General features: G+C 59.6%; 17 protein-coding genes and 6 tRNA genes. 19 read left to right on the top strand and 4 right to left on the bottom strand.

The annotated features are described in order from the left end of the window. The first annotated feature begins 43 nt into the window (after positions 1-43). The 12 genes from secG (at position 44) to DWZ15_RS02090 (ending at position 10,860) form a co-directional block, all read left to right on the top strand. Positions 44-298: a preprotein translocase subunit SecG gene (secG, locus tag DWZ15_RS02145; RefSeq protein ID WP_006236144.1), complete on the top strand. Its 255-nt coding sequence runs from the start codon at positions 44-46 to the stop codon at positions 296-298. A gap of 290 nt (positions 299-588) precedes the next feature. After that, a complete protein-coding gene (locus tag DWZ15_RS02140) occupies positions 589-2,265 on the top strand; it encodes an ABC transporter substrate-binding protein (protein WP_117758575.1) in 1,677 nt (558 codons plus the stop codon). Between the two features lie 157 nt (positions 2,266-2,422). After that, positions 2,423-3,460 (top strand): ABC transporter permease, encoded by a 1,038-nt coding sequence (locus DWZ15_RS02135; RefSeq protein WP_117758574.1) that lies wholly within the window; start codon positions 2,423-2,425, stop codon positions 3,458-3,460. Positions 3,461-3,474: 14 nt separating this feature from the next. After that, positions 3,475-4,410, top strand: a complete 936-nt coding sequence (locus DWZ15_RS02130) for an ABC transporter permease (protein ID WP_117640785.1) — start codon at positions 3,475-3,477, stop codon at positions 4,408-4,410. A 2-nt stretch (positions 4,411-4,412) separates the two neighbouring features. Beyond that, positions 4,413-5,504, top strand: a complete 1,092-nt coding sequence (locus DWZ15_RS02125) for an ABC transporter ATP-binding protein (RefSeq protein ID WP_117564867.1) — start codon at positions 4,413-4,415, stop codon at positions 5,502-5,504. Continuing rightward, positions 5,504-6,532 carry an ABC transporter ATP-binding protein gene (locus DWZ15_RS02120; protein ID WP_022094888.1) on the top strand — a complete coding sequence of 343 codons (1,029 nt, stop codon included), beginning with the start codon at positions 5,504-5,506 and terminating at the stop codon, positions 6,530-6,532. The genes DWZ15_RS02125 and DWZ15_RS02120 overlap by 1 nt, the downstream gene beginning before the upstream one ends. A gap of 597 nt (positions 6,533-7,129) precedes the next feature. Further along, positions 7,130-7,219, top strand: a tRNA-Leu gene (locus DWZ15_RS02115). A gap of 59 nt (positions 7,220-7,278) precedes the next feature. Then, positions 7,279-9,624 carry a GAF domain-containing SpoIIE family protein phosphatase gene (locus tag DWZ15_RS02110; RefSeq protein WP_118449097.1) on the top strand — a complete coding sequence of 782 codons (2,346 nt, stop codon included), beginning with the start codon at positions 7,279-7,281 and terminating at the stop codon, positions 9,622-9,624. An 81-nt stretch (positions 9,625-9,705) separates the two neighbouring features. Next, positions 9,706-10,452, top strand: a complete 747-nt coding sequence (locus tag DWZ15_RS02105; RefSeq protein WP_055286928.1) for an anti-sigma factor antagonist — start codon at positions 9,706-9,708, stop codon at positions 10,450-10,452. Between the two features lie 105 nt (positions 10,453-10,557). Then, positions 10,558-10,633 (top strand) — tRNA-Gly (locus DWZ15_RS02100). 34 nt (positions 10,634-10,667) lie between these two features. Then, a tRNA-Cys gene (locus DWZ15_RS02095) sits at positions 10,668-10,741 on the top strand. 43 nt (positions 10,742-10,784) lie between these two features. Further along, positions 10,785-10,860: transfer RNA gene (locus tag DWZ15_RS02090), tRNA-Gly, on the top strand. 618 nt (positions 10,861-11,478) lie between these two features. Here DWZ15_RS02090 and DWZ15_RS10645 read toward each other — a convergent pair. The 4 genes from DWZ15_RS10645 to DWZ15_RS02070 all read right to left on the bottom strand — a co-directional run bounded on the left by DWZ15_RS10645 (position 11,479) and on the right by DWZ15_RS02070 (position 14,895). After that, positions 11,479-12,015 (bottom strand): IS110 family transposase, encoded by a 537-nt coding sequence (locus tag DWZ15_RS10645; RefSeq protein WP_255413452.1) that lies wholly within the window; start codon positions 12,013-12,015, stop codon positions 11,479-11,481. A gap of 307 nt (positions 12,016-12,322) precedes the next feature. After that, entirely contained in the window at positions 12,323-13,111 is a 789-nt protein-coding gene (istB, locus tag DWZ15_RS02080; RefSeq protein WP_118449095.1) for an IS21-like element helper ATPase IstB, read from the bottom strand. Next, positions 13,108-14,346, bottom strand: a complete 1,239-nt coding sequence (istA, locus tag DWZ15_RS02075; protein ID WP_118449093.1) for an IS21 family transposase — start codon at positions 14,344-14,346, stop codon at positions 13,108-13,110. Before istA ends, istB begins: the two co-directional genes overlap by 4 nt. A gap of 144 nt (positions 14,347-14,490) precedes the next feature. Further along, complete coding sequence (locus DWZ15_RS02070) at positions 14,491-14,895, bottom strand: transposase (protein ID WP_147352302.1); 405 nt, start codon at positions 14,893-14,895, stop codon at positions 14,491-14,493. A 311-nt stretch (positions 14,896-15,206) separates the two neighbouring features. Here DWZ15_RS02070 and DWZ15_RS02065 point away from each other — a divergent pair, with 311 nt between their 5' ends. The 7 genes from DWZ15_RS02065 (at position 15,207) to DWZ15_RS02035 (ending at position 20,737) form a co-directional block, all read left to right on the top strand. Beyond that, positions 15,207-16,940, top strand: a complete 1,734-nt coding sequence (locus tag DWZ15_RS02065; RefSeq protein WP_233544603.1) for a glycoside hydrolase family 13 protein — start codon at positions 15,207-15,209, stop codon at positions 16,938-16,940. A gap of 141 nt (positions 16,941-17,081) precedes the next feature. Then, positions 17,082-17,157: transfer RNA gene (locus DWZ15_RS02060), tRNA-Gly, on the top strand. Between the two features lie 3 nt (positions 17,158-17,160). Next, positions 17,161-17,235: transfer RNA gene (locus tag DWZ15_RS02055), tRNA-Val, on the top strand. 296 nt (positions 17,236-17,531) lie between these two features. Beyond that, the gene (locus DWZ15_RS02050) at positions 17,532-18,020 is read left to right on the top strand and encodes a 4'-phosphopantetheinyl transferase superfamily protein (protein WP_158551577.1); all 489 of its coding nucleotides are present in this window, start codon (positions 17,532-17,534) and stop codon (positions 18,018-18,020) included. 29 nt (positions 18,021-18,049) lie between these two features. Next, complete coding sequence (locus tag DWZ15_RS02045) at positions 18,050-18,667, top strand: TetR/AcrR family transcriptional regulator C-terminal domain-containing protein (RefSeq protein WP_117779246.1); 618 nt, start codon at positions 18,050-18,052, stop codon at positions 18,665-18,667. A gap of 322 nt (positions 18,668-18,989) precedes the next feature. Continuing rightward, a complete protein-coding gene (locus DWZ15_RS02040) occupies positions 18,990-20,276 on the top strand; it encodes a thiolase family protein (protein WP_233505227.1) in 1,287 nt (428 codons plus the stop codon). Positions 20,277-20,314: 38 nt separating this feature from the next. Then, a complete protein-coding gene (locus DWZ15_RS02035) occupies positions 20,315-20,737 on the top strand; it encodes a Zn-ribbon domain-containing OB-fold protein (protein WP_117583871.1) in 423 nt (140 codons plus the stop codon). The last annotated feature ends 19 nt before the right edge of the window (positions 20,738-20,756 follow it).

Below are 20,756 nucleotides of genomic sequence, written 5' to 3'. Positions count from 1 at the left end.
GTACAGTACTGGAGTTTAAATTGTTCTATTAAGGAGCTTATCTATGGGTCCGTTCCAGATTCTTCTGTTTGTCGTTTGGGCTGTTTCTGCCGTGGCGCTGACGATTCTCGTCCTGATGCACTCCGGTAAGGGTACCGGCGTTTCGGATATGATCGCTAGCTCGCTGTATAACTCCAGCTCTGCCACGGGCGTCATGGAGCAGAACCTCGATCGCCTGACGGTAATTATGGCCGTCGTTTTTGCTGTGTGTGTCGTTCTGTGCATGTTCTTCTTCCCGCAGGGCATCGTCGGCTACTAAGCATCGGCGTACATACGTTTGTAAAGGGTCCCGCATGTGCGGGGCCCTTTTTGTTTACAGACTTGTAATAGAGTCAAAATATCCCCACATACTTCGCCTAACTAAAGAAATTCTCGACCGTTAACCGGAATTAGCGCCATATTGTGCATAAAATGCGCTACTGTATTGCGAAACGTTGGTCCGCACTGCATAACCAGCCATAACGGCGGACCGCGTTTGAATGGTTCGATCGGGCTGTCTCGACGTTGCCCGGCCGAATTCACTTTGTCCTATCTCATAAGGAGGATGGCATGGCTGATTCTATGTTCCACCAGCCCGTTATGGGTCGTCGCGCCTTTGTTGGCGGCACCCTCGCTGCGAGCTCCATGGCTTTTCTTGCCGCATGCGGCAAGAAGGGCGGCGACGCTTCCGGATCTGACTCCGGTTCGACGCTGAACTTCTACATCAACAACCCGGTCTGCATCGACCCCTACAACGTCCAGGAGGATCAGGGCACTCAGGTCGAGTACCAGCTCTTCGACGCTCTGACGGAGTACGACCCCGAGAAGGGCGAGATCGTTCCGCTGGCTTGCGAGTCCTTTGAGGCTAACGACGACGCCACCGAGTTCACCTTCAAGATCAAGAAGGCTAAGTTCCACAACGGTGACGACGTTACCTCCAAGTCCTTCAAGCTCGGTTGGGAGCGTCTAGTCAACACCAAGTCGGCCATCGCCACCGAGTATGGTCCTTCCGAGGTCTCCTATCACCTTTCCATGGTTGAGGGCTATGACGATCTGCTTGCCGGCAACGCTACCGAGCTCAGCGGTGTTACCTGCCCCGACGATGAGACCCTCGTCGTCAAGCTGTCTTCCGCTTACGCCGACTTCCCCTTCGTCGCCTCTCACCCGGCTCTGTCCCCGGTTCCCGAGTGCGCCGAGTCCGATGTCAAGAGCTTCTACCTTGCCCCGGTCGGTAACGGCCCGTTCATGATGGACGGTAAGTGGGAGGATGGCCAGGAGATCAACCTCAAGAAGTTTGACGATTACTATGGCGACAAGGCCAAGATCGATGGCATCCACTTCCAGGTCATCAAGGACATGGAGACCGCTTACAAGGAGTTCCAGGCCGGTAACCTCGATGTCTGCGACGTTCCCGTTGCTCAGATCGACGCCGCCAAGAAGGACCGTGGCGAGTCCAAGGACGGCTACACCATGGGTGACGGCGAGCATATGCTGCTCGGTGCCGAGCCTTCCACGTACTATCTGACCTGCAACACCACGGCCGAGCCGTTCAATAACGCCGACCTGCGCAAGGGCATCTCCCTGGCCATCAACCGTGAGGCCATCTGCAAGACCATCTTCAAGGGTACCCGTACCCCCGCCGACGGTATTGTTCCTCCGGGAATCGCCGGCTACAAGGAGGGCGCATGGGAGTTCTGCGCCTATGACGTCGACAAGGCTAACGAGTACCTCGACAAAGTCGCTCCCGCTGGCGCTAACGGCGATCGTGGCATTAGCGTGACCCTTTCCTACAACCAGGACGGTGGTCACAAGGAGATCATGGAGTCCATCATCGGCGACCTCGCCAAGGTTGGCGTTACCGCTGTCTCCGATACCCCTGAGTGGTCTGCCCTGCTCGAGCAGTATCAGAACTTCAACTATCAGTTCGGCCGTCTGGGCTGGATCGCCGATTACCCGATCATGGACAACTTCCTGTACCCGCTGTTCCACTCCGACTCCCTCGGTGGCGACAACCGCTCCGGTTACAGCAACCCCGAGTTCGATGCCAAGGTCGACGAGGCCCGCACCACGGTTGATGACGAGGAGCGCATCGCCAAGATGCGGGAGGCCGACGCCATGGTCGCTGCTGACTGCCCGGTTATCCCGGTGATGTTCTACACGCACACCATCGCTGGCTCTGACCGCGTCAAGCATCTCTATGTTGATCCGCAGAAGCACGCCGATCTGGGTACCGCCGAGCTCGCCTAAGGGTTTTGCAGCTTCCGTGAGGGTCAAGTATTTACGTAGACCTCATGGGAAACATACAGTTCTCCCTAACCTGGGGTAAACTGGCTGATGGTAATTTTGGGATGCCGGTCTGGCGATCGGCATCCCATTTAGGTTAATCCCTAGATAGGGGAGTGGTATGGGTAAGTACATCGTTAAACGTGTGCTTCAGTTCATCCCGGTGTTTTTGGGCGTTACGCTGATTCTGTTCGCCCTCCAGAATATCGTGCCGGGAGATCCGATCAAGCTGATCGGTGGAGACAAGGCTCTGTCCCCCGAGGTGGAGCTTCAGCTTCGCGTTCGCTATCACCTGGTCCAGACGGACGAGGACGGCAACGCGATCCTTGACGAGAACGGCGACCCCGTTCAAACGTCGCTCGTGGACCGTTACTTGTATTACATGAACGGCCTGCTTCATGGCGATCTGGGCAATTCGTACCAGCGCAAGCTGCCGGTTACGGAAATCTTTGCCCAGAAGTATCCGTATACGGTCAAACTTGCCGCGTGCGCCATCGTGCTCGAGGCAATCATGGGTATCGGTGCGGGTATCATTTCGGCGGTTAAGCGTTATTCCTTCTGGGATATTTTGGTAACGCTCACCACGTCGATTCTCGTTGCCGTCCCAGCCTTCTGGCTCGGTATGTTGCTGCAGCTGTTCTTTGGCGTCATTCTCAAGGACGCCACGGGCGGTGCATTCTCCATGCCGATCTCGGGTGCCGGCGGTTCCAGCTCTCAGTATCAGGATTGGATGCACTATGTGCTTCCGACCATTACGCTGGCTTCGGTTTCGACCGCTTATGCCGCCCGCATTATGCGCTCGCAGCTGCTTGACGTCATGAACCAGGATTACATCCGTACGGCAAAGGCCAAGGGTCTCTCCAATCGCGCGATCATTATCAAGCATGCGCTTAAGAATGCACTCATCCCCGTCGTTACCTATATTGGTGTCGACTTCGGCGGCATGCTTTCGGGCGCCATCCTGACCGAGACGGTCTTTAACTGGCCCGGCATCGGCTTCGAGGTCTACCGCGCCATTAGCATGCGCGACTGGCCCATCGTTATGGGCGGCGTTACGCTCATTGTTGTCGTCGTTATGGTGATCAACCTGCTCGTCGACATTAGCTATGCATTCCTCGACCCGCGCATCCGCCTTGGCGGTCCGTCGGATAAGGCCTAAGGGAGGTACGTCTCATGCAGGAAACTGATTCTCAGTCTCAGGAGCAGGCTACCGCCACCAAGGCCGCATCTGCTCCCGCCAAGTCCCGCACGCTGTGGGGCGACGCTTTTAAGCGTCTTCGTAAGAACAAGCTCGCCGTTATCGGTGTCTGCTGGATCATCATCGTTGTTGTGGTCGCCCTGACCGCCGATCTGTGGGCTAAGCCCTGGCTCGGCTCTCCTACGGCTTCTGACTCGACGACCATGGCCGAGACTTCGCTGCTGGCTCCGTGTGCTGAGCACCCGTTTGGCACCGACTCTCTTGGTCGTGACATTCTCGTCCGTGTTATCTACGGTGCACGCGTTTCGCTTTCCGTCGGTATTATGGCCACCGCCATCTCCACGGTGATCGGTCTGGTCATGGGCGCCCTGGCCGGTTTCTATGGCGGCATCTGGGATACGATCATCATGCGCTGTGCGGACATCTTCCTGGCGTTCCCGTACGTGCTGTTCGTTGTTGCCATGATTGCCGTTATCGGTCGTGGTCTTCAGAATGTCTTTATCGCCATCGGCATTCTCGGCTGGCCTTCGATTGCGCGCGTCTTCCGATCCGCGATCCTGACGGTCAAAGAGAACGACTATGTTGACGCCGCTCGCGCTATGGGTGCATCCGATGCGCGTATCGTTATGCGCCATATCTTCCCGAACTCCGTTGCTTCTATCGTGGTCTATGCGACCATGAACATTGGTGGCGCTATTCTGACCGAGTCTGCCCTGTCCTTCCTCGGTATGGGCGTTATTCCGCCTACGCCTTCGTGGGGCTCTATGATTCAGGACGGTCAGCAGTATCTTCTGACTGCTCCCTGGATGATGATCATGCCCGGTCTGGCAATTCTCTCGACGGTGCTCGCCTTCACCCTGTTGGGTGACGGTCTGCGCGACGCCCTCGACGTCAAGATGAAGGACGCATAAGGATGAAGAAGAACAAGAACTATGTGGACCTGAAGGACCAGCCTGTTCCCGAGGGCCAGCATCTGCTCGAGGTCGATGACCTTAAGATGTATTTCCATACCGAGGATGGCGTCGTTCGCGCTGTCGACGGTGTCTCCTACACGCTCGATCGCGGCGAGACCTTGGGCGTCGTCGGTGAGTCCGGCTCCGGTAAGTCCGTGACCGCCATGACCATCATGGGCCTCATTTCGATGCCTCCGGGAAAGATCGAGGGCGGCGACGTTCGCTATCGCGGTCGTTCTATCCTCGAAATGACCGAGGAAGAGATGCAGCACATTCGCGGTAACGATATCGCGATGATCTTCCAGGATCCTATGACCTCCCTTAACCCGGTCTATAAGATCGGTAAGCAGGTGGGCGAGGGTCTTCGCTTGCACCGTGGCTATTCCAAGCAGGAGGCGCTCAAGCGTGCCACCGAGCTTTTGGACCTCGTTGGCATTCCCGAGCCCGAGAAGCGTGTCAACGAATACCCGCACCAGTTCTCCGGCGGTATGCGTCAGCGCGTCATGATCGCCATGGCCCTTGCCTGTGATCCCGATATTCTGATTGCCGACGAGCCCACGACTGCCCTGGACGTTACCATTCAGGCTCAGATTATTGAGCTTATGCAGGAGATGCAGGAGAAGAACGGCAACGCCATCATCATGATTACCCATGACCTGGGTGTTGTCGCCGATATGGCCGATAAGATCATGGTTATGTACGCCGGCCGTCCCGTCGAGTTCGGTACTGCTGAGGAAATCTTCTACGAGAGCCGCCATCCCTACACCTGGGGTCTTATCCGCTCCATCCCGGAGCAGGCTATCGATGAGAAGAAGCCGCTTACGCCGATTCACGGCAACCCGCCCTCGCTCATGAACCTGCCCGAGGGCTGCGTCTTCTCTCCTCGTTGCCCCTATGCGACGGACAAGTGCCGCAAGCAGCGCCCCGAGCGCGTTGTTACCGAGTCTGGTCATTACTCTGCGTGCCACTACTCCGGTGACCCCGAGTTCCTCAAGAACGCTCCTGAGACGTCCCGTACCCGCAAGGATTCCAAGAAGGGAGGCGAGGCGTAATGGCAGATACCAACGAGCGTACTCCGCTGCTTAAGGTCGAGCACCTCTCTAAGGAGTTCCCCGCTGAGTCCGGCATGTTCGCCAAGCGCTTCTCCAAGCGTGTCGTCTCTGCTGTGAATGACATTTCGTTCGAGATTTATCCGGGCGAGACCTTTGGCCTGGTCGGCGAGTCTGGCTGCGGTAAGTCCACCACGGGCCGCACCATCATGCGCCTGACCAAGCCGACTGCTGGTAAGGTCTTCTTCCAGGGCAAAGATGTTGCCGAGATGAGCAAGCACGAGATCAAGGACATGCGTCGTGAGATGCAGTTTATCTTCCAGGATCCTTATGCTTCGCTCAATCCTCGTATGACCATCGGCGAGATCGTCTCCGAGCCCATGACCATTCACGGCGTGGGTACCAAGGAGGAGCGCATTGAGCGTGTCCGCGAGCTTCTCGACGTTGTCGGACTGAACCCCGAGCACATCAACCGTTATCCGCACGAGTTCTCTGGCGGTCAGCGTCAGCGTGTCGGCATCGCCCGCGCTTTTGCGCTCAAGCCCAAGCTGATCATCTGCGACGAGCCCGTTTCCGCTCTGGATGTTTCCATTCAGGCCCAGGTTCTGAACCTGCTCAAGGAACTTCAGGACAAGTTCGGTACGGCGTATCTGTTTATCGCCCACGACCTGTCCGTCGTGCAGCACATCTCCGATCGCGTTGCCGTTATGTATCTGGGCAAGATGGTCGAGGTTTCGGACTGGAAGACACTCTATAGCGAGCCGCACCACCCGTACACGCAGTCGCTGCTGTCTGCCGTGCCGGTGCCCGATCCGGATATCCAGAAGACCCGCAAGCGCATCATCCTCGCCGGCGATCCGCCGTCGCCGCTGGATCCGCCGACCGGCTGCCGTTTCCACACGCGCTGCCCGATCGCGCAGGGCATCTGCTCCGAGAAGCTTCCCGAGTTTAAGGAAGTCGCACCGGGTCACTGCTGCGCCTGCCACTTCGCGGAGCCGTTCCCGATCAAGGAATCGCACATCGACCTGTAGTCGGTTGTTATCGTCCGGGCCCGTGCTGGACTTAGTTTTCAGAACGTCCTCAACCATGGAACCCCACTTATCCTGCTCCTTCGGAGCTGCGGATAAGGGGGTTTCCTGGTCTGCGGAATGTTCTGAAAACTAAGTCCAGCACGGGCCCTGTGTTACCGCTGCAGGGGGGGGGCGATTCCTTGATCGCTCACTTAATCTAATGGGAAAGATAGCGAGGCCGGAGCTTTGGCTCCGGCCTCCCCATATAAGGGCTCGGCAAAGCCGAGCCACTAAATTCTTATCAGCCCCAGAACATGTTTGAGAACTGCGCCTGGAGTATGTGAATGTAGGGTCGGAATGGGGGCAGCTTCCCAGCGCATTCCGCAGGGGGCGGTACATTTTGTAGCGCGAAGCGCGGATCAAAATGTACCGTATGCCCGAGGACGCGCTGGGAAGCTGCCCCCATTCCGAACCGGATATACAGATCTACCTGCGCATTTACAAATTCGTAAACTTTTTTCAAAAAAGTGCTTGCACAGTTCTCGAATCATAGGTTATTATCTTCCTCGTTGAACGCGCGGGTCTAACAAAGCGAACCGCGGATCAACAACATAGCATGTCGGAGTGGCGGAATTGGCAGACGCGCTAGCTTGAGGTGCTAGTGACCGCTTTTTGGTCATGCGGGTTCAAGTCCCGCCTCCGACACCATCGCATTTGAGAAGCCTCTTCGGAGGCTTTTTTGTTACCGATAGACGGTGGGGTCCACGATGGAAACGCTTGAACGCAACGAGTGGGCAGACGTTGCCCAACTAGTCGAGATCACGAGCGATGCTGTCATCATCTGCGAGCTCGACGGAACCATTCTGCATGTGAATAACCGCTTACTTGGTTTGATGTGCGAGGAACGCGCCGACGTCATCGGTGGAGATGTTAAAGACGTCCTGTACTCGTCCGCTTTTGAACGTGCGACGGAACATCGTCTGCCATTTGATACTGATGGCTCCGAGAACGAACTGATGCTCAAGCTAAGTGACGGCTCTTTTATTCCCGTCTTGGTTCGTGCGGGCTCCGTAACGCCTCCACGCATCTTTGGGCGCCGCGCACCACGTGTCCTGGTGGCGCTTCACAGTATCGAGGAACAGTATTCTCACGACCGTCAGCTCAAGCGTGCGCTATCGGAGCTTAGAGTGGCGAACAAGCGTCTCTCTGGGACGCTCTCGGTCATTATGAGCACTGTGGGCTCCGATGAGTTACCCAGCCTGCTTGATACCGTTTTGAACCAGCTTGTAGGAACGCTCGATGCTTCGGGTGCCGCTATCTATTTTTCTGAGAGCGGCGGCTTTAAGCTTCGCGGTGTTTCCAAGGAGCTGTACGACAGCTACCTGCCCGAGTTTTTGCCGTATGGCGCTGGCATTCCGACGTATGTTCTTCGCGAGTCGCGCGCCTGTCGCTTGTCGATCCAACAGGACCTTGAGGGCGATAAGGCCGCCTCCGGTATGTTCATGGACCTGGATAATCGTTCAAAGCACCTGTTGCGCATGCAGGATATGCCTCCGTACCGCAGTGAAATCTGTCTTCCCGTTTTTTACGGTACGCAGATCCTCGGCGTGCTGGAAGTTGGTTGGAAACGCCCCCAGGCACCGCTCGCTTATGATGTTAATGTACTTGAGGTCATTTGCGATTACCTGTCTATCCAGCTGGTCGGCATGGCATCGAGCCTTCGCTCCCGTCGCACGGCCGAGCTTGGCCGCTCGCTCAATGTCTTGCGGGATGAGTTGTTTACCTTTCTAGACGATTCCGCCGCGGCTACCCAGGCGGTATCGTCCGAGATCTGCAATATGCTCAACTGCCATTTTTGCCCTATTGAGTATGACGCCAGTCTGGATTCCTACGTCATAGATTTTGAAGGCGGCAGTCGCGTTGCTTTGCCGGACGATCCCGAGAAGCTTTTCTTTTCCACGACGGCGCCAGCGGCACGTTTGGGGGCTGCCCCTGATGGCTTTGAGGCATCTGTTTTGGGCGGCACGAGTGCCGAGGACCTTAAACACGTCCGTATAACTCGCGTTGACGAATCGATGCCTATGGGAGGCTGGCTTAGAGCGCATGGCCTGCCTTGCCAGGGTCTCTACGTCGACGCCGGCATCGAGGCGGGGCGCCCACGCCCTGAGGGCGATGGCAAGCACAGTAACGACGCAATCGTTCCTGCTTCTGTTGCGAAGGGGCCGACGACGCGTGCGCTGCTGCTTCGTGATGGTAGCCAAGAGCCGATTGATGATCTTGAATATGACTACTTGGTGCACTTGGCGCATGACTTTGAACTGATCTACGAAGGCGAATCTCAAAAGCGCGAGGAGCGCCATATCGCTCAGACCCTCCAGATTGGCATGAGAAATTCCCTGGGGGATGTTCCGGGAATCGCCGCCGATTCGGTGTACCTGTCGGCCACGAACTCGGCGTTGGTCGGCGGCGATTTCTATACGCTCATCCGTCTTCCCGACGACTGCGCCGTCATGATTCTGGGCGATGTGTCTGGCAAAGGCATTGAGGCTGCATCGATGTCCGCGCTCGTCAAGACGGCCCTGACGGCATATGCCTGGGAGGGCGCTGGACCGGCCCGCATGGCACGCTCCCTTAACAGCATGCTCATGGGCTTCTCGAGGGTCGAGACGTTCGTGACGGCCTTTATCGCCAAGATTGACCTTAAAACCGGACGCGCAACGTATTGTTCGGCGGGCCATCCTCCGACCATGGTCATCAGGCCAGAGTCGATGCCGCTGGGTGGCGGCGAGGCCCGTGGGGGAGAGGTCGAGCTGCTTGGATGCCAATCGGGCGTAATCGGTGCATTTGAGAGCATGGTTTACGAGACGGGCGTGTTTACGTTCGCTCCTGGCGACATGCTCTTCATGTATACGGATGGAACGATTGAGGCCCGCGACCGCACCGGAGCGTTCTTTGGCGAGCAGCGCCTTCGTGATCTTCTGCTCTCTGTCTCGGGTGAGGGCGTATCGGGAATCTGCGGCAAGGTCTTGGGCGAGCTCGACCGATTTACCGAATCGGCGCTGGACGATGACATCGCATTAGTGTCCCTTGAGTTTTTGCGGGGCCGGTCCTAAACAGCGACGCTGGGCGCGCCGAATCCGCACGGTTGCGGAAAGGCATGCATCGAACAAGCTCTTTTGGGGAACCATGGTCGTATGAATGAGTGGAATGACATAGCGGTTTTGACGCCACCAGGCGATATCGACATCGCCACGGTGCCTGCGCTGCGTCGGCGGTTGGATGCTTTGATTGGCCGCGGCGTGCGTCGTGTCGTCATCAACTGTCAGGCTGTTAGCTTTATCGATTCGACGGGCTTGGCATTCCTGCTTACGCGCGCTCGTGAGCTCATGAGGCGAGAAGGCCTGCTTTCGCTCGTCAATGCATCAGGTGAAGTTGTTCGCTTTTTGGAGATTGCTCGTCTTGTCGATATCCTTCATGTCGCGGGGCCGGCACGGGAGTCTATTCCCGCCATTCCGGTGGGGGAGCTGCCTCGCTGGAGTAAGAGCGTCGAGGTCCGTCAGGGTATCGAGAATCTTCCATACTACCGACATCGCATCGCCGAACTCCTTGAATCGCTTCCGTTGCGCCGTGACGAGCGCTACGATGTCGCATTGGCGTCGGGGGAGGCACTGGGTAATGCCTATGACCATGCGGGCGGTATCGGGTGCGTCCTGACGGTTCAGGCCTATGGCGATCGCGTTGTGGTTGAGGTGCTTGATCGAGGTGCTGGCTATTCTATCGATGAAACGAGCGAGCCGGTCGCATCCGAGGAACGCGGCCGCGGTATCAAGCTTATGCGTATGCTCGTCGATAACGTGGAGGTTGCTCGTCGTACGGACGGCGCCGGCACGCGCGTGCAGATGGTGAAGCTGTTTAGCGGAGCGCTGGAATCGTGTGCCTAGCCAATCGCTTTAGCGCGTTTAGCTACTAAGAACATGCGGCAGACAAGTTTTTTGAAAAAAGTACTTGCGTCTTTTGGACAACTCGCGTAAATTAATAACCCGCAAGCGGACATGGCTCAGTTGGTAGAGCACAACCTTGCCAAGGTTGGGGTCGCGGGTTCGAGCCCCGTTGTCCGCTCCATTGCATTTCCGGACCGTTTAGGCGGTCCTTTTTCGGCGAAGTGGCCAAGTGGTAAGGCAGAGGCCTGCAAAGCCTTTACCCCCGGTTCGAATCCGGGCTTCGCCTCCAGGCAACATCCGGGCGCTCCGGCGCCCGTTTTGTTTTTACATATGCGGACATGGCTCAGTTGGTAGAGCACAACCTTGCCAAGGTTGGGGTCGCGGGTTCGAGCCCCGTTGTCCGCTCCAAACGCAACAGCCCGACTACTACGGTAGCCGGGCTTTTTCGTACCCATCGTATGGGCTCGAACCCGAGAGGGAGCGAGCGTTAAGCAAACGCGGAGCGTTTGTAGCGAGCTGGCGAGGACGCCGACAGGCGACCGAAGCCGGTGCGGATCCGCGAAGCGGATACGCAGACGCCCCGTTGTCCGCTCCAACTATCTTACGCGGTTCTAGCGAACCGCGTTTTTTGTTGACGCTGCGCGAGCCCCGGGCACCCCATCTTGCCCCTCAATCGTCGGTCGCGTACATAAAGTACGCTTCCCTCCTCTTTCGCGGCAACTTGGGGCACCCGGAGCCCGCTCGCTCATATGACCCAATCCGCTGTCAAGGGCCACAATGGCCCCGCCGACCGCTTGCAATCGGTCGGCGGGGCCTGCCGTTGAACCCGTCCCGGTCCGCCCCCGGCATGTCATCGACGCCTTCGGCTCAGTCTCATATCCGCGGATACCGCTCCGGCGGCCCGCAATCCTCTCCTTCGGCGGGGTTCCCCTAGTCTGTCTTCGCGCATGCGGCGGCCGCCGCGCGCACAGCGAGAACGGGGGTGTCCCCGAAGGCTGCCCGGCTCGCCGGGACGGGGGCTTATGTCTATTCCGCGCCCTCCCGGCACATCGTGCCGAGGGCCCACAGCCACCTCACGAGCTCGGCCGCGGTGGCCGCGTTCGCCTTCGCCTGCGGCATCCCGCGGGCGATCATCTCCTCGCGGCGGCGCAGGAGCCTCTCGGACCCCTTCCTCCCGTGCATCCTTATCTCGAGGGGCACGCCGGAGCCCTTGGGCATCAGCTTCGGCTGGTGGCCGGCCTGGGCATAGCACCAGGACCCCTCGACAGCCAGCTTCCTGACGAGCGCGTTGCCGGCCCCGCTGATTCCGCCGAGGCGCACGGAGTCCGCGCTCGACCTCTGCTTCGGGGCGAGGCCGAAGTAGGCCGTCACCTGCCTGCCGGAGCGGAACCTCGAGAAGTCGCCGACCTCGGACGCGAAGGCGGCGGCGAGCGCGAACCCGCACCCCTTGATCGACTGGAGCGCCTCGACCTCGGCCGAGAGGGGGCCCGCCGCGACGGCGGCCCTGTATTCGGCGAGGAGGGCCCCCCTCGTCTCGTCGGCCGCCTCGACCTCGTTCCTCAGCGCCGCAAGCGCCCGGATGCCTCCGTCGTCGGCGGGGTGTATGCCGTCTAGCCACCTGAGGAAGCCGTACGTCCAGTACTTCCGGGGGTTGCCGGCCGGCGTCGTGCCGCCGTAGACATAGCCGCGGCGGGCTAGGAACGCCAGGAGCCGCTGCTTCGCCGCCGCGAGCCTCGCGGTCGCGGCGTCGTGGGCGGCGGCGAGGTGTTAGCGTCAATATATTTTTCACCATTTTCACCAACGTATTTTCGCCAATCGCGCCAACGCGGATGCGCCGGATTCGCTTACGCGGATGCGCCGCTTTCGGCGTCTAGGCTCCCTCCTCCTTCCCGTCCTCACCGCCGATGGATGCGTCCTTCAGGCGGTACGACCGTCCCGTTATCTTGATCATCGCGCAATGGTGGCAAAGCCTGTCGGCCACCGCCGAGGCCGTGACGTTGCTGCCGAACACGTCGCCCCACCTACCCACCGGCACGTTGGTCGTGACGATGGTCGACCGCTTTAGCGCGTAGCGCCTGTTGACCAGCTGGAACAGCAGGTCGGCACCCTCCTTGCCGATATCGAGGTAGCCGAGCTCGTCTATTATCAGCAGGCTGCAGTGCTCGTAGAACCGCATCCTGCGCGCCAGCGCCTCCTTCGCCGAGGCGTGCTTGAGGTCCTCGACCAGCCTCGAGCAGTCGGCGAAGTACACCTGCTTGCGGGCCATCACCGCCTCGTGGCCTATGGCTATCGACAGGTGGGTCTTGCCGACGCCCGGGCTGCCGACGAGCACGACGTTGTCGCCGCGGTCGATGAACTCGAGCGTGGCCAGCTGCTCGACCAGCCCGCGCGGCACGCTCGGCTGGAAGCCCCAGTCGAAGTCGGCCAGCGTCTTTATGTAGGGGAAGTTGGCCATCCTCGTGCGGCGCTCGTCGTCGGCGCGCCGCTTGAGGGCTATCTGGGCGTCGGTGAGCTCGAGCATGGCGTCGACCAGGCCCTTCCTCCCGTCGGCGACGAGCCTGACGTACTCGGGCACCGACGACGCCATGCCCTCGAGCCCCAGCTCCTCGAGGTTGGCCGCCAGGCGGTTGAGGGGGCTGGCCTGCACGGCGGCGCTCACAGCGAGCCCCCTATCGAGTCGAGCAGGCCGAGGTTGGCCGCGGCGGCCGCCTCGATGTCGCCGGCGGCGTCGCCGAACCACCGCTTGCCGGCCATGGCCTCGGCGTAGTGCGCCGGGTCGTAGGCCGGCCCGCCCGCCACGTGCGTGGCCACCAGCTCGCCGCCGACGTAGCAGTCCATCGCGCCGCCGGGCATGCAGACGATGCGGGCGGGCCTGCCGATGCAGCGCCTGGGCACCGACATGGGCTCGCCGTGCGCGCTCACCAGCATCGTGGCCGGCACCCTGGCCACGCGCACCACGTCGCCCATCGCCTCCTCGAGGGCGCGCAGGTTGCCGACGGGCAGCAGCGCGTCCTTCTCCTCCATGAACAGCGCGGAGGGCGGCAGCCCCGTGGTCTCGTTGGGCTCGGAGTTGCTGGCGTCCTCGATCCGCGCGACGATCTCGTCGATGTCGTCCCAGCCGTCGAAGTCGCCCTGGTAGGCCATGAGCCGCGACAGGAAGCGGTTCGACGACTCGACCTTGCCCTTCGTCTGGGGGCTGCGCGGGCGGCACAGCTTCAGCTCGAAGCCGGCGGCCTTGGCGAACTCGTACGCGCGCTGGACCTTGAGGCGCCTGCCGCCCTTGATCGTCACCAGGGCGGACATGTTGTCCGTGACCCACTCGCGCGGCACGCCGCCGAGCCTCGCGATCGTGGCGTACATGCACCTGACCAGGTCGTCGGTCGTCCTGGTCCTCGACCGGATGAATATGTGCCTGCGGGAATGGCCCAGCGTCGCCGCGAACACGTTGAACTCGAACAGCTCGCCGTCGCGGTTCGCCATCTTGACGGACTCCTTCCAGTCGAACTGCAGCTGCAGTCCGGGCGGCGTCTCGAAGCGCGGGTGTGGCTCCGGGCCGCCGGAGGCCCCGACGGCGATGCCGTTCTTGCGCATGAACTGGGTGAAGGCGTTGTAGCCGGCCAGGTCCTCGCCGGGATACCTGTGCAGCAGCCACTCGTGGATGCCCTTCTTGGTGACTCCCGGCAGCTGCGCCTTGGCGGCCACCTCCTCGATGTGCGCGTCGAACGAGCCCGCCCTGTCGCCGCGCCCGTCGTGGGGTCGCCCGCCCTCGGCCCTCCAGTACGACGCCACGGTGTGCCTGTCCTTGCCGTAGCGCTTCGCTATGTCGCTGAAGTTGGGCTTTATGCCCGCTTCCCTGTACATGTCCAACTCTCCGATCAGGTTCTTCTCCGCCACGGCCCGCTCCTCCCGAAAGCATCGTTCGCTCGTCGATCGAAGCGTAAGCCCCGGCGTTGGTGGAAATGGTGAAAATGCGTTGGCGCAAATGGCGGGATTGCGTTGGCATGATTGGTTGTTGAGCGTTGGTCAAAATGGTTGTTTTTACAGTAGCGCTAACACGAGGTCCCTGAGCCCCTCGATCTCGGGGGACGGCACCCATACCGGGGTGACGTCGTGCGACAGTATCGCCTTGGCCATCCTGGCCGCGTCGTTGCGGTCGTTCTTGGACGAGAGGTCGGCAGCCGACCTCGGGACCTTGGAGACGGCCGCGACGACGCAGTCGACGCCGAGCCCGGAGAGCTCCCTTTGCGGGGCGAAGCCGAGGTAGCCGCTCTCGTAGGCGGCGAGCGACGGGCCGGGGAAGCCCGACATCCACTCCGCGACCTCGCCCCAGGGGTTGCCGCGGAACCTCCTCGTCACGGCCTCGCCCGTCTCCGCGTCGAGCGCGCAGACGGTGGTGGACCTGAGGTGTACGTCCATTCCGAAGGCGGTAGAATATCTAGGCACGGGAGCCTCCCAACCTCGTTGCGGCGCGGCTGCGCCTCTGGCACTTCAACAACATTGTCGCAGCCCCGACCCGCGGTCACGAGCGGGGGCTCCTGTCGTTTCCGTGCCCCTGGATTGGGTCATAGTGTCTGTCGTGGCCGGAGGAGTGGGCCTTCCGTTCTTTTCACTGATCGATCGATTCGTCCCAGGAGGCTCGAACCCGAGAGGGAGCGTTTTGGGGCGTGGCTGTGGCGTTGTTTGCCGCGAATGTCCGCTTTGGGCGTATCATCGTGGGCATCTCGCAAAACCTCGTTGCAAGGGAGACTCATCCCATGGCTACAGAAAAGTCCTCGTCGCGCCCATGGATGTCCGATGCCGCGATCTATCAGATCTACCCGCGCTCGTTTAAGGATTCGACTGGTTCGGGTCTGGGCGATATCGCGGGCATTACCCAGCAGATGGACTATCTTGAGCGGCTGGGTATCGAGGCCATCTGGCTGAGCCCGTTTTACCCATCGCCTCTTGTCGATGGCGGCTATGATGTGGCGGACTACTGCGATGTCGACCCACGTCTCGGCTCGCTTGATGACTTCGATGACATGATCGCTGCGGCTCATACGCACGGCATCAAGGTCATCGTCGACATCGTGCCCAACCATTCATCCAACCAGCACCCTTGGTTCAAAGCCGCTCTTGCCGCCGGCCCCGGATCGCCCGAGCGCGCCCGTTATATCTTCCGCGATGGCCGCGGCGAGCATGGCGAGCTGCCTCCCACCAATTGGAATGCCAACTTTGGCGGCCCCGCCTGGACGCGTGTTGCGGACGGTCAGTGGTATCTGCACATGTTTACGCCCGAGCAACCGGACTTTGACTGGTCATGCCCCGAGGTTCACGCGTTCTTTTGCGACGTCCTGGCGTTTTGGAGCGATCGAGGCGTCGATGGCTTTCGCATTGATGTGGCGCACGGTCTCGCCAAGGATCTCGACCGCGATGACCTCGACCGGTGGCATCTCGCCGAGGGCGATGACATGGTTGACGACGGCACCCATCCGCTGTGGGACCGCAACGAGGTCCATGAGATCTATCGCGAGTGGCGCCGCGTGTTCGACCGCTATAATCCGCCGCGCAGCGCCGTTGCCGAGGCATGGGTGCTGCCCGAGCGCCAGTATCTCTACGCGCGTCCCAGCGAGCTTGGCCAGACATTCAACTTTGAGTTTGCCAAGGCCACTTGGACCTATGATGACATGCACGCTGCAATCGAGGAGGGCTTGAAGGCGGCTATCGAATCCAATTCTGCCTCGACCTGGGTACTCTCCAACCACGACGTGCCGCGCGTGGCGACGCGCTATGCCCTGCCGCAAATCAAGGCGACGCGCTACCACCAGATTGCGCTCGACTGGCTCTTACGCGACGGGTCGTCTTATGACGAGGGCCGTGAACTCGGTGAGCGCCGCGCGCGGGCGGCCCTTTTGCTTGAGCTGGCGCTTCCGGGCTCGGCATACGTGTATCAGGGTGAGGAGCTCGGCCTTTTTGAGGTGGCCGATATCCCGTGGGCCGCACTCGAAGATCCTACTGCGACCAATACGCACGGACCGAAGCGCGAGAAGGGGCGCGACGGCTGCCGTGTGCCCCTGCCGTGGGTGGCAGCGGACGATCCCGTGCAGGGCGGATCGTTTGGGTTTTCACCGGCGGACGCCGATGCGGCGCCCCATCTGCCGCAGCCTGCATGGTTTTCCGATTACGCTGCCGATAGGGAAGAAGCGGACCCGACATCGATGCTTGCGCTCTATCGTGACGCCCTCTGGCTGCGGCGCAAGCTGCGCGGGCGCGCCAACGATCTTAAGTGGCTCGATCTTGACGGGCGCACCGGCCTTGCGGATGGTGCCGAGGGCGCTGAGGGCGGCGTCATCGCCTATCGCCGTGACAACGGCTGGGCGTGTGTGACGAACTTCGGTGCAGCACCCGTGGAGCTGCCGGCGGGCAGGGTCCTGCTCACCTCATCACCGCTTGCAGACGGCAAGCTCGCGCAGGACAGTTCTGCCTGGATCATGCTCGCTGAGTTGTAGGGGCCTCTTGCGGCGAGTTTGCGTTTGCCTGCGCTTTCCGTGGTGGCTGATGTCTTCGCGAGGTTCGCGAGGGTGTCGCAAAACTTTTCAAAAAAAGTTCTTGCATTTGGGTGGATTATCCCGTATATTAAATCCTCGCAGGCGGACATGGCTCAGTTGGTAGAGCACAACCTTGCCAAGGTTGGGGTCGCGGGTTCGAGCCCCGTTGTCCGCTCCATTTGGGCGTTTAGCTCAGTGGGAAAGCGCTTCCCTGACACGGAAGAGGTCAGAAGTTCAAATCTTCTAACGCCCACCAAATGTTCGCAGCTCAGAGGCTTAGCCTCTGAGCTGTTTTGTTTTGGTCGCCAAATAGGTCGCCAAATCGCCGGCAAAAGGTACCTCGCTTCATGAAAGAGCGGTTCTGAACGTCAGTTTAGCCTTGTCATCTCAATCGAGTGGGGGTTGACCATTTTGAACATAACCGTGCATCTCGTTGACGTTTCTGCGATCGATCCCGGCGAGACCGTTGATATGGCATCAATCGCGGGACGTTATGCCTCGCGTGCCTCCAATGGAGATCTCCCCATTGCGTCTCGGAGGGAAGCTGCGGGCGTGGGTCTGCTGCTTCGCGACGCCCTGGGTGTCTTCGACGACACCCAGCTTGCGCGTTCTGCTTTCGGCAAGATCGAGCTTGCGGATGGGGAGGCCCCCTCTATTTCCATTTCACATGGCGGAAGCGTGGCCGTCCTCGCTGTTTCCGATGTTGCTCGGTCGGTCGGAGGACCTATTGGCGTGGATATCGAGGCGGTCGATGAGATTGTACCTATTGCGGTTGAGCGTATGGCGAGCTCAAGGGAACGGGCGTGGATTGACGCTGCGGCAGATTCGCAGGAACGCGCCTTTCGGCTGTGTCGGGTTTGGACGCGTATCGAAGCCGTCCTGAAGGCGGAGGGGTCCGGCTTTTCAATCGATCCCCGCAAAGACGGGTTGCCGAGCGGATGGTTTACTTCCTCGGTGGTGTTTGGCCAGTGTGTCATCTCTTGTGCAGCGCGTTCTATGCCCCATATCGCCATTGAGGAGCATGCCTTTCGGGTAGCATAGTAGCCAATCGCCAACAGGGGAGGCCTTCTATGTCACTGAACGCTAAAAACGATATTGCTTCGCGGATCGAAGGCGCCGTCTTTGAACTTATGGCGACAACGCCTGTGCAATCGATTAAGGTCACCGACGTACTCCGTCTTGCCCATACATCAAAATCAACCTTCTATCGTTGCTACCGCTCTGTCGATGATGTGGTCAAGCGCTTTGAAGATGAGCTGCTCCAGAACATGCAAGACATTAACGACGTTGCCCTTGAGGCTCGTTTTGGTGATGCGCAGCTTGATCCCACGCCCACGATGATCAAGCGCATGGAAATCCTCAAGGCCAATCGCTCGAAAGTCCTGGCGCTTAACAGCGATAACGGTGATCCCGTGTTTGCACACAAGGCAACGATCTTCATGCATGACTATTTTCGCGATCGTTTGCGGTCGACGTTTTCAGATGAGACGGACCTCGATCTGTATCTTGCTTTTGCGCTTGCGGGCCACCATAACCTCATCCAGTATTGGCTCGAAGTCCGGCCTGACCTTGAGGCACGAACCGTTGCCGCCGCGCTCAATCGCATGTTCTACGCACCGCTCTTTGTCGACGATGCATCGCGCCATTGGCATCCGCGGATCCCTGATTTTGAAAAGCCGCTCGGGTGAGCGGCTGTTTTTTAGGGATGAACGGTTGCGCATGCAGTGAACTCAAAGCGTTCCAGCCCTATGAATCGGCTTTAAGCATAGTCATTTATCTGCTATTTGGAACGAAATTTAGCTATGCGTACCAAATGATGGGACACATAGCGGCATTTTGTCCCACGGCACCAAATAAACCACTCTTACACTAAAGCTACGTTCAAAAGAACCACTGCAGTAGTTCAACGTGTGACGGCACAGAAAAGCCGCGAGCGCTCTCTCACCTTCGCTCGCGGCCGGACTGCGCCATCATTTCGTACACCTTCACATGATTAGGATGTGATATTCAGTGGTTACGCTCGGAAAGAACATGCGCAGCGTCTCGATTGTAGGCGTAGGCTGCACCCCGTTCAAGGATTTTGAGGAGCATCCCGAGACCCAGGGTATTGGCGAGGGCGAGGCGTTTGGCTATGCGGCCCTCGAGGCAATTGCCGATGCCGGTCTTGAGCCCCGCGATATCGACTTTTTCTATCACGGCAGCGCCAATCCCTATCTCGTTGGTGATTGCATTACCCCCAACATGCAGGTTGCCGATTGGTTTGGCGTTCGTGCCAAGGGTTCCGTCCATCATTCCGAGGCTTGCTGCACGGGCTACGTCGCCCTTGAGCAGGCCGTGATGGCAGTCGCCTCCGGTGCCTACGATGTTGTCCTTACGGGTGCCTGCGATTTGGCTTCGACCCTTCCCGTTGAGCACATGCCCTCGCATATTCGCCAGGACTTTACGCTCGATGTCATGATTCCCTCGCTCGATAAGATCTATGACCGCGCGTATGGTCGCCCGCTCGATGGCGCCTTTGGCGTGTCGTTCGACAACTGGATCAACGAGTATTCGATGCAGTACGACCTTACCGCCGATCAGATCGATGACGCCCTGAACGGCCTTACCAAGAGCCTTCGCCGCGGTGCCGTCCTGAATCCCCTTGCGTGGTATGAGACCACGGTCGAGGAGGATGCGAAGGCAGCTGGGTTCGATACCGCCGACGAGTATCTCAAGAGCATGTACAACCCGCGCGTTACGCAGTACCTGCGCGTTACCGGCTTTGAGAAGAAGTGCGACGGTGCCGCCGCTGTTGTCGTGATGCCCACGGAGAAGGCCAAAGCCATGGGCATGCCGTATGCGCCTATTGAGGTGCTGGGTACGGGCGCCTCTGCCGTCGAAGCCGGCCTGCTTCACAACGAGCACTGGGCTACCGAGCTTGCTGCCAAGCAGGTCTACGACCTTACCGGCGTGAGCCCCGATGAGATCGACCTGTTTATGTGCAATGACTTCTTCCTGGCTTCCGAGATCGTCTCGGCCGAGGAGTGCGGCTATATTCCGCGCGGCGAGGCTTGGAAGTATGCGATCGATGGCCGCACCGCTTTTGACGGCGATAAGCCCATCAACCCGCACGGTGGCCGTTGCAACTTCGGCCACGCTCATGGCGCATCCGGTATCGCCGATATCGTCGAGGCCGTCAAGCAGATGCGCGGCGTCGCCGGTGCAACCCAGATGAAGAAGATTCCTGAGACGGCCTTCCTGCGCGGTTTTGGCGGTTCTCAGAATGTGCGCTGCCAGATTCTTCGTACCGTCGCCTAAGCGACCGCGGTTTTCGATTTCCCATAAGGAGTATTCTCATGCAACTCAAAGATATGGAGCCCGTGGTCAAGAAGTTCTACACGGGTCTTGAAGAGGGCATCTATTGGGCACGTCAGTGCCCCGAGTGCGGAGCCGTCGAGTTTCCGCCTCACCTTGCCTGCAATGCCTGCGGCTACCACAAGACCGATTGGGTCCAGGTTTCCGGTCACGGCCATCTGATCGATTTTACCCTGCCTGGTCCGCAGAACGACAAGCCCTACCTCAAGGAGTATGGCAAGTACGCCTACGGCGCCGTCGATATTGACGAGGGTTCTCAGTACACCTACGTCATCTACGGCATTACCAAGAAGAAGGCCCCCGAGATCCGCGCCAAGCTCATGGCGGGCGAGACCGTGGGCGTCCATGCCAAGGTCATCGACCGACCGGGCTACAAAGAGCTCACGTTCGAGCTTGACGACTAGGCTTTCACACTAGGCTTTC

The organism is Collinsella sp. AF29-7AC (assembly GCF_003475665.1).
Classification (GTDB): Bacteria; Actinomycetota; Coriobacteriia; order Coriobacteriales; family Coriobacteriaceae; genus Collinsella.
The sequence above is the reverse complement of the archived record's forward strand: the minus strand, read 5'-3'. Positions and strand labels throughout refer to the sequence as shown.

Bases quoted from the DNA above. Each gene is read 5' to 3' on its own strand.
- DWZ15_RS02045 (WP_117779246.1), top strand. From the start codon at position 18,050: ATGTCACTGAACGCTAAAAACGATATTGCTTCGCGGATCGAAGGCGCC.
- DWZ15_RS02130 (WP_117640785.1), top strand. From the start codon at position 3,475: ATGCAGGAAACTGATTCTCAGTCTCAGGAGCAGGCTACCGCCACCAAG.
- DWZ15_RS02110 (WP_118449097.1), top strand. From the start codon at position 7,279: ATGGAAACGCTTGAACGCAACGAGTGGGCAGACGTTGCCCAACTAGTC.
- DWZ15_RS02135 (WP_117758574.1), top strand. From the start codon at position 2,423: ATGGGTAAGTACATCGTTAAACGTGTGCTTCAGTTCATCCCGGTGTTT.
- secG (WP_006236144.1), top strand. From the start codon at position 44: ATGGGTCCGTTCCAGATTCTTCTGTTTGTCGTTTGGGCTGTTTCTGCC.
- DWZ15_RS02120 (WP_022094888.1), top strand. From the start codon at position 5,504: ATGGCAGATACCAACGAGCGTACTCCGCTGCTTAAGGTCGAGCACCTC.
- DWZ15_RS02140 (WP_117758575.1), top strand. From the start codon at position 589: ATGGCTGATTCTATGTTCCACCAGCCCGTTATGGGTCGTCGCGCCTTT.
- DWZ15_RS02125 (WP_117564867.1), top strand. From the start codon at position 4,413: ATGAAGAAGAACAAGAACTATGTGGACCTGAAGGACCAGCCTGTTCCC.
- DWZ15_RS02035 (WP_117583871.1), top strand. From the start codon at position 20,315: ATGCAACTCAAAGATATGGAGCCCGTGGTCAAGAAGTTCTACACGGGT.
- DWZ15_RS02105 (WP_055286928.1), top strand. From the start codon at position 9,706: ATGAATGAGTGGAATGACATAGCGGTTTTGACGCCACCAGGCGATATC.
- DWZ15_RS02065 (WP_233544603.1), top strand. From the start codon at position 15,207: ATGGCTACAGAAAAGTCCTCGTCGCGCCCATGGATGTCCGATGCCGCG.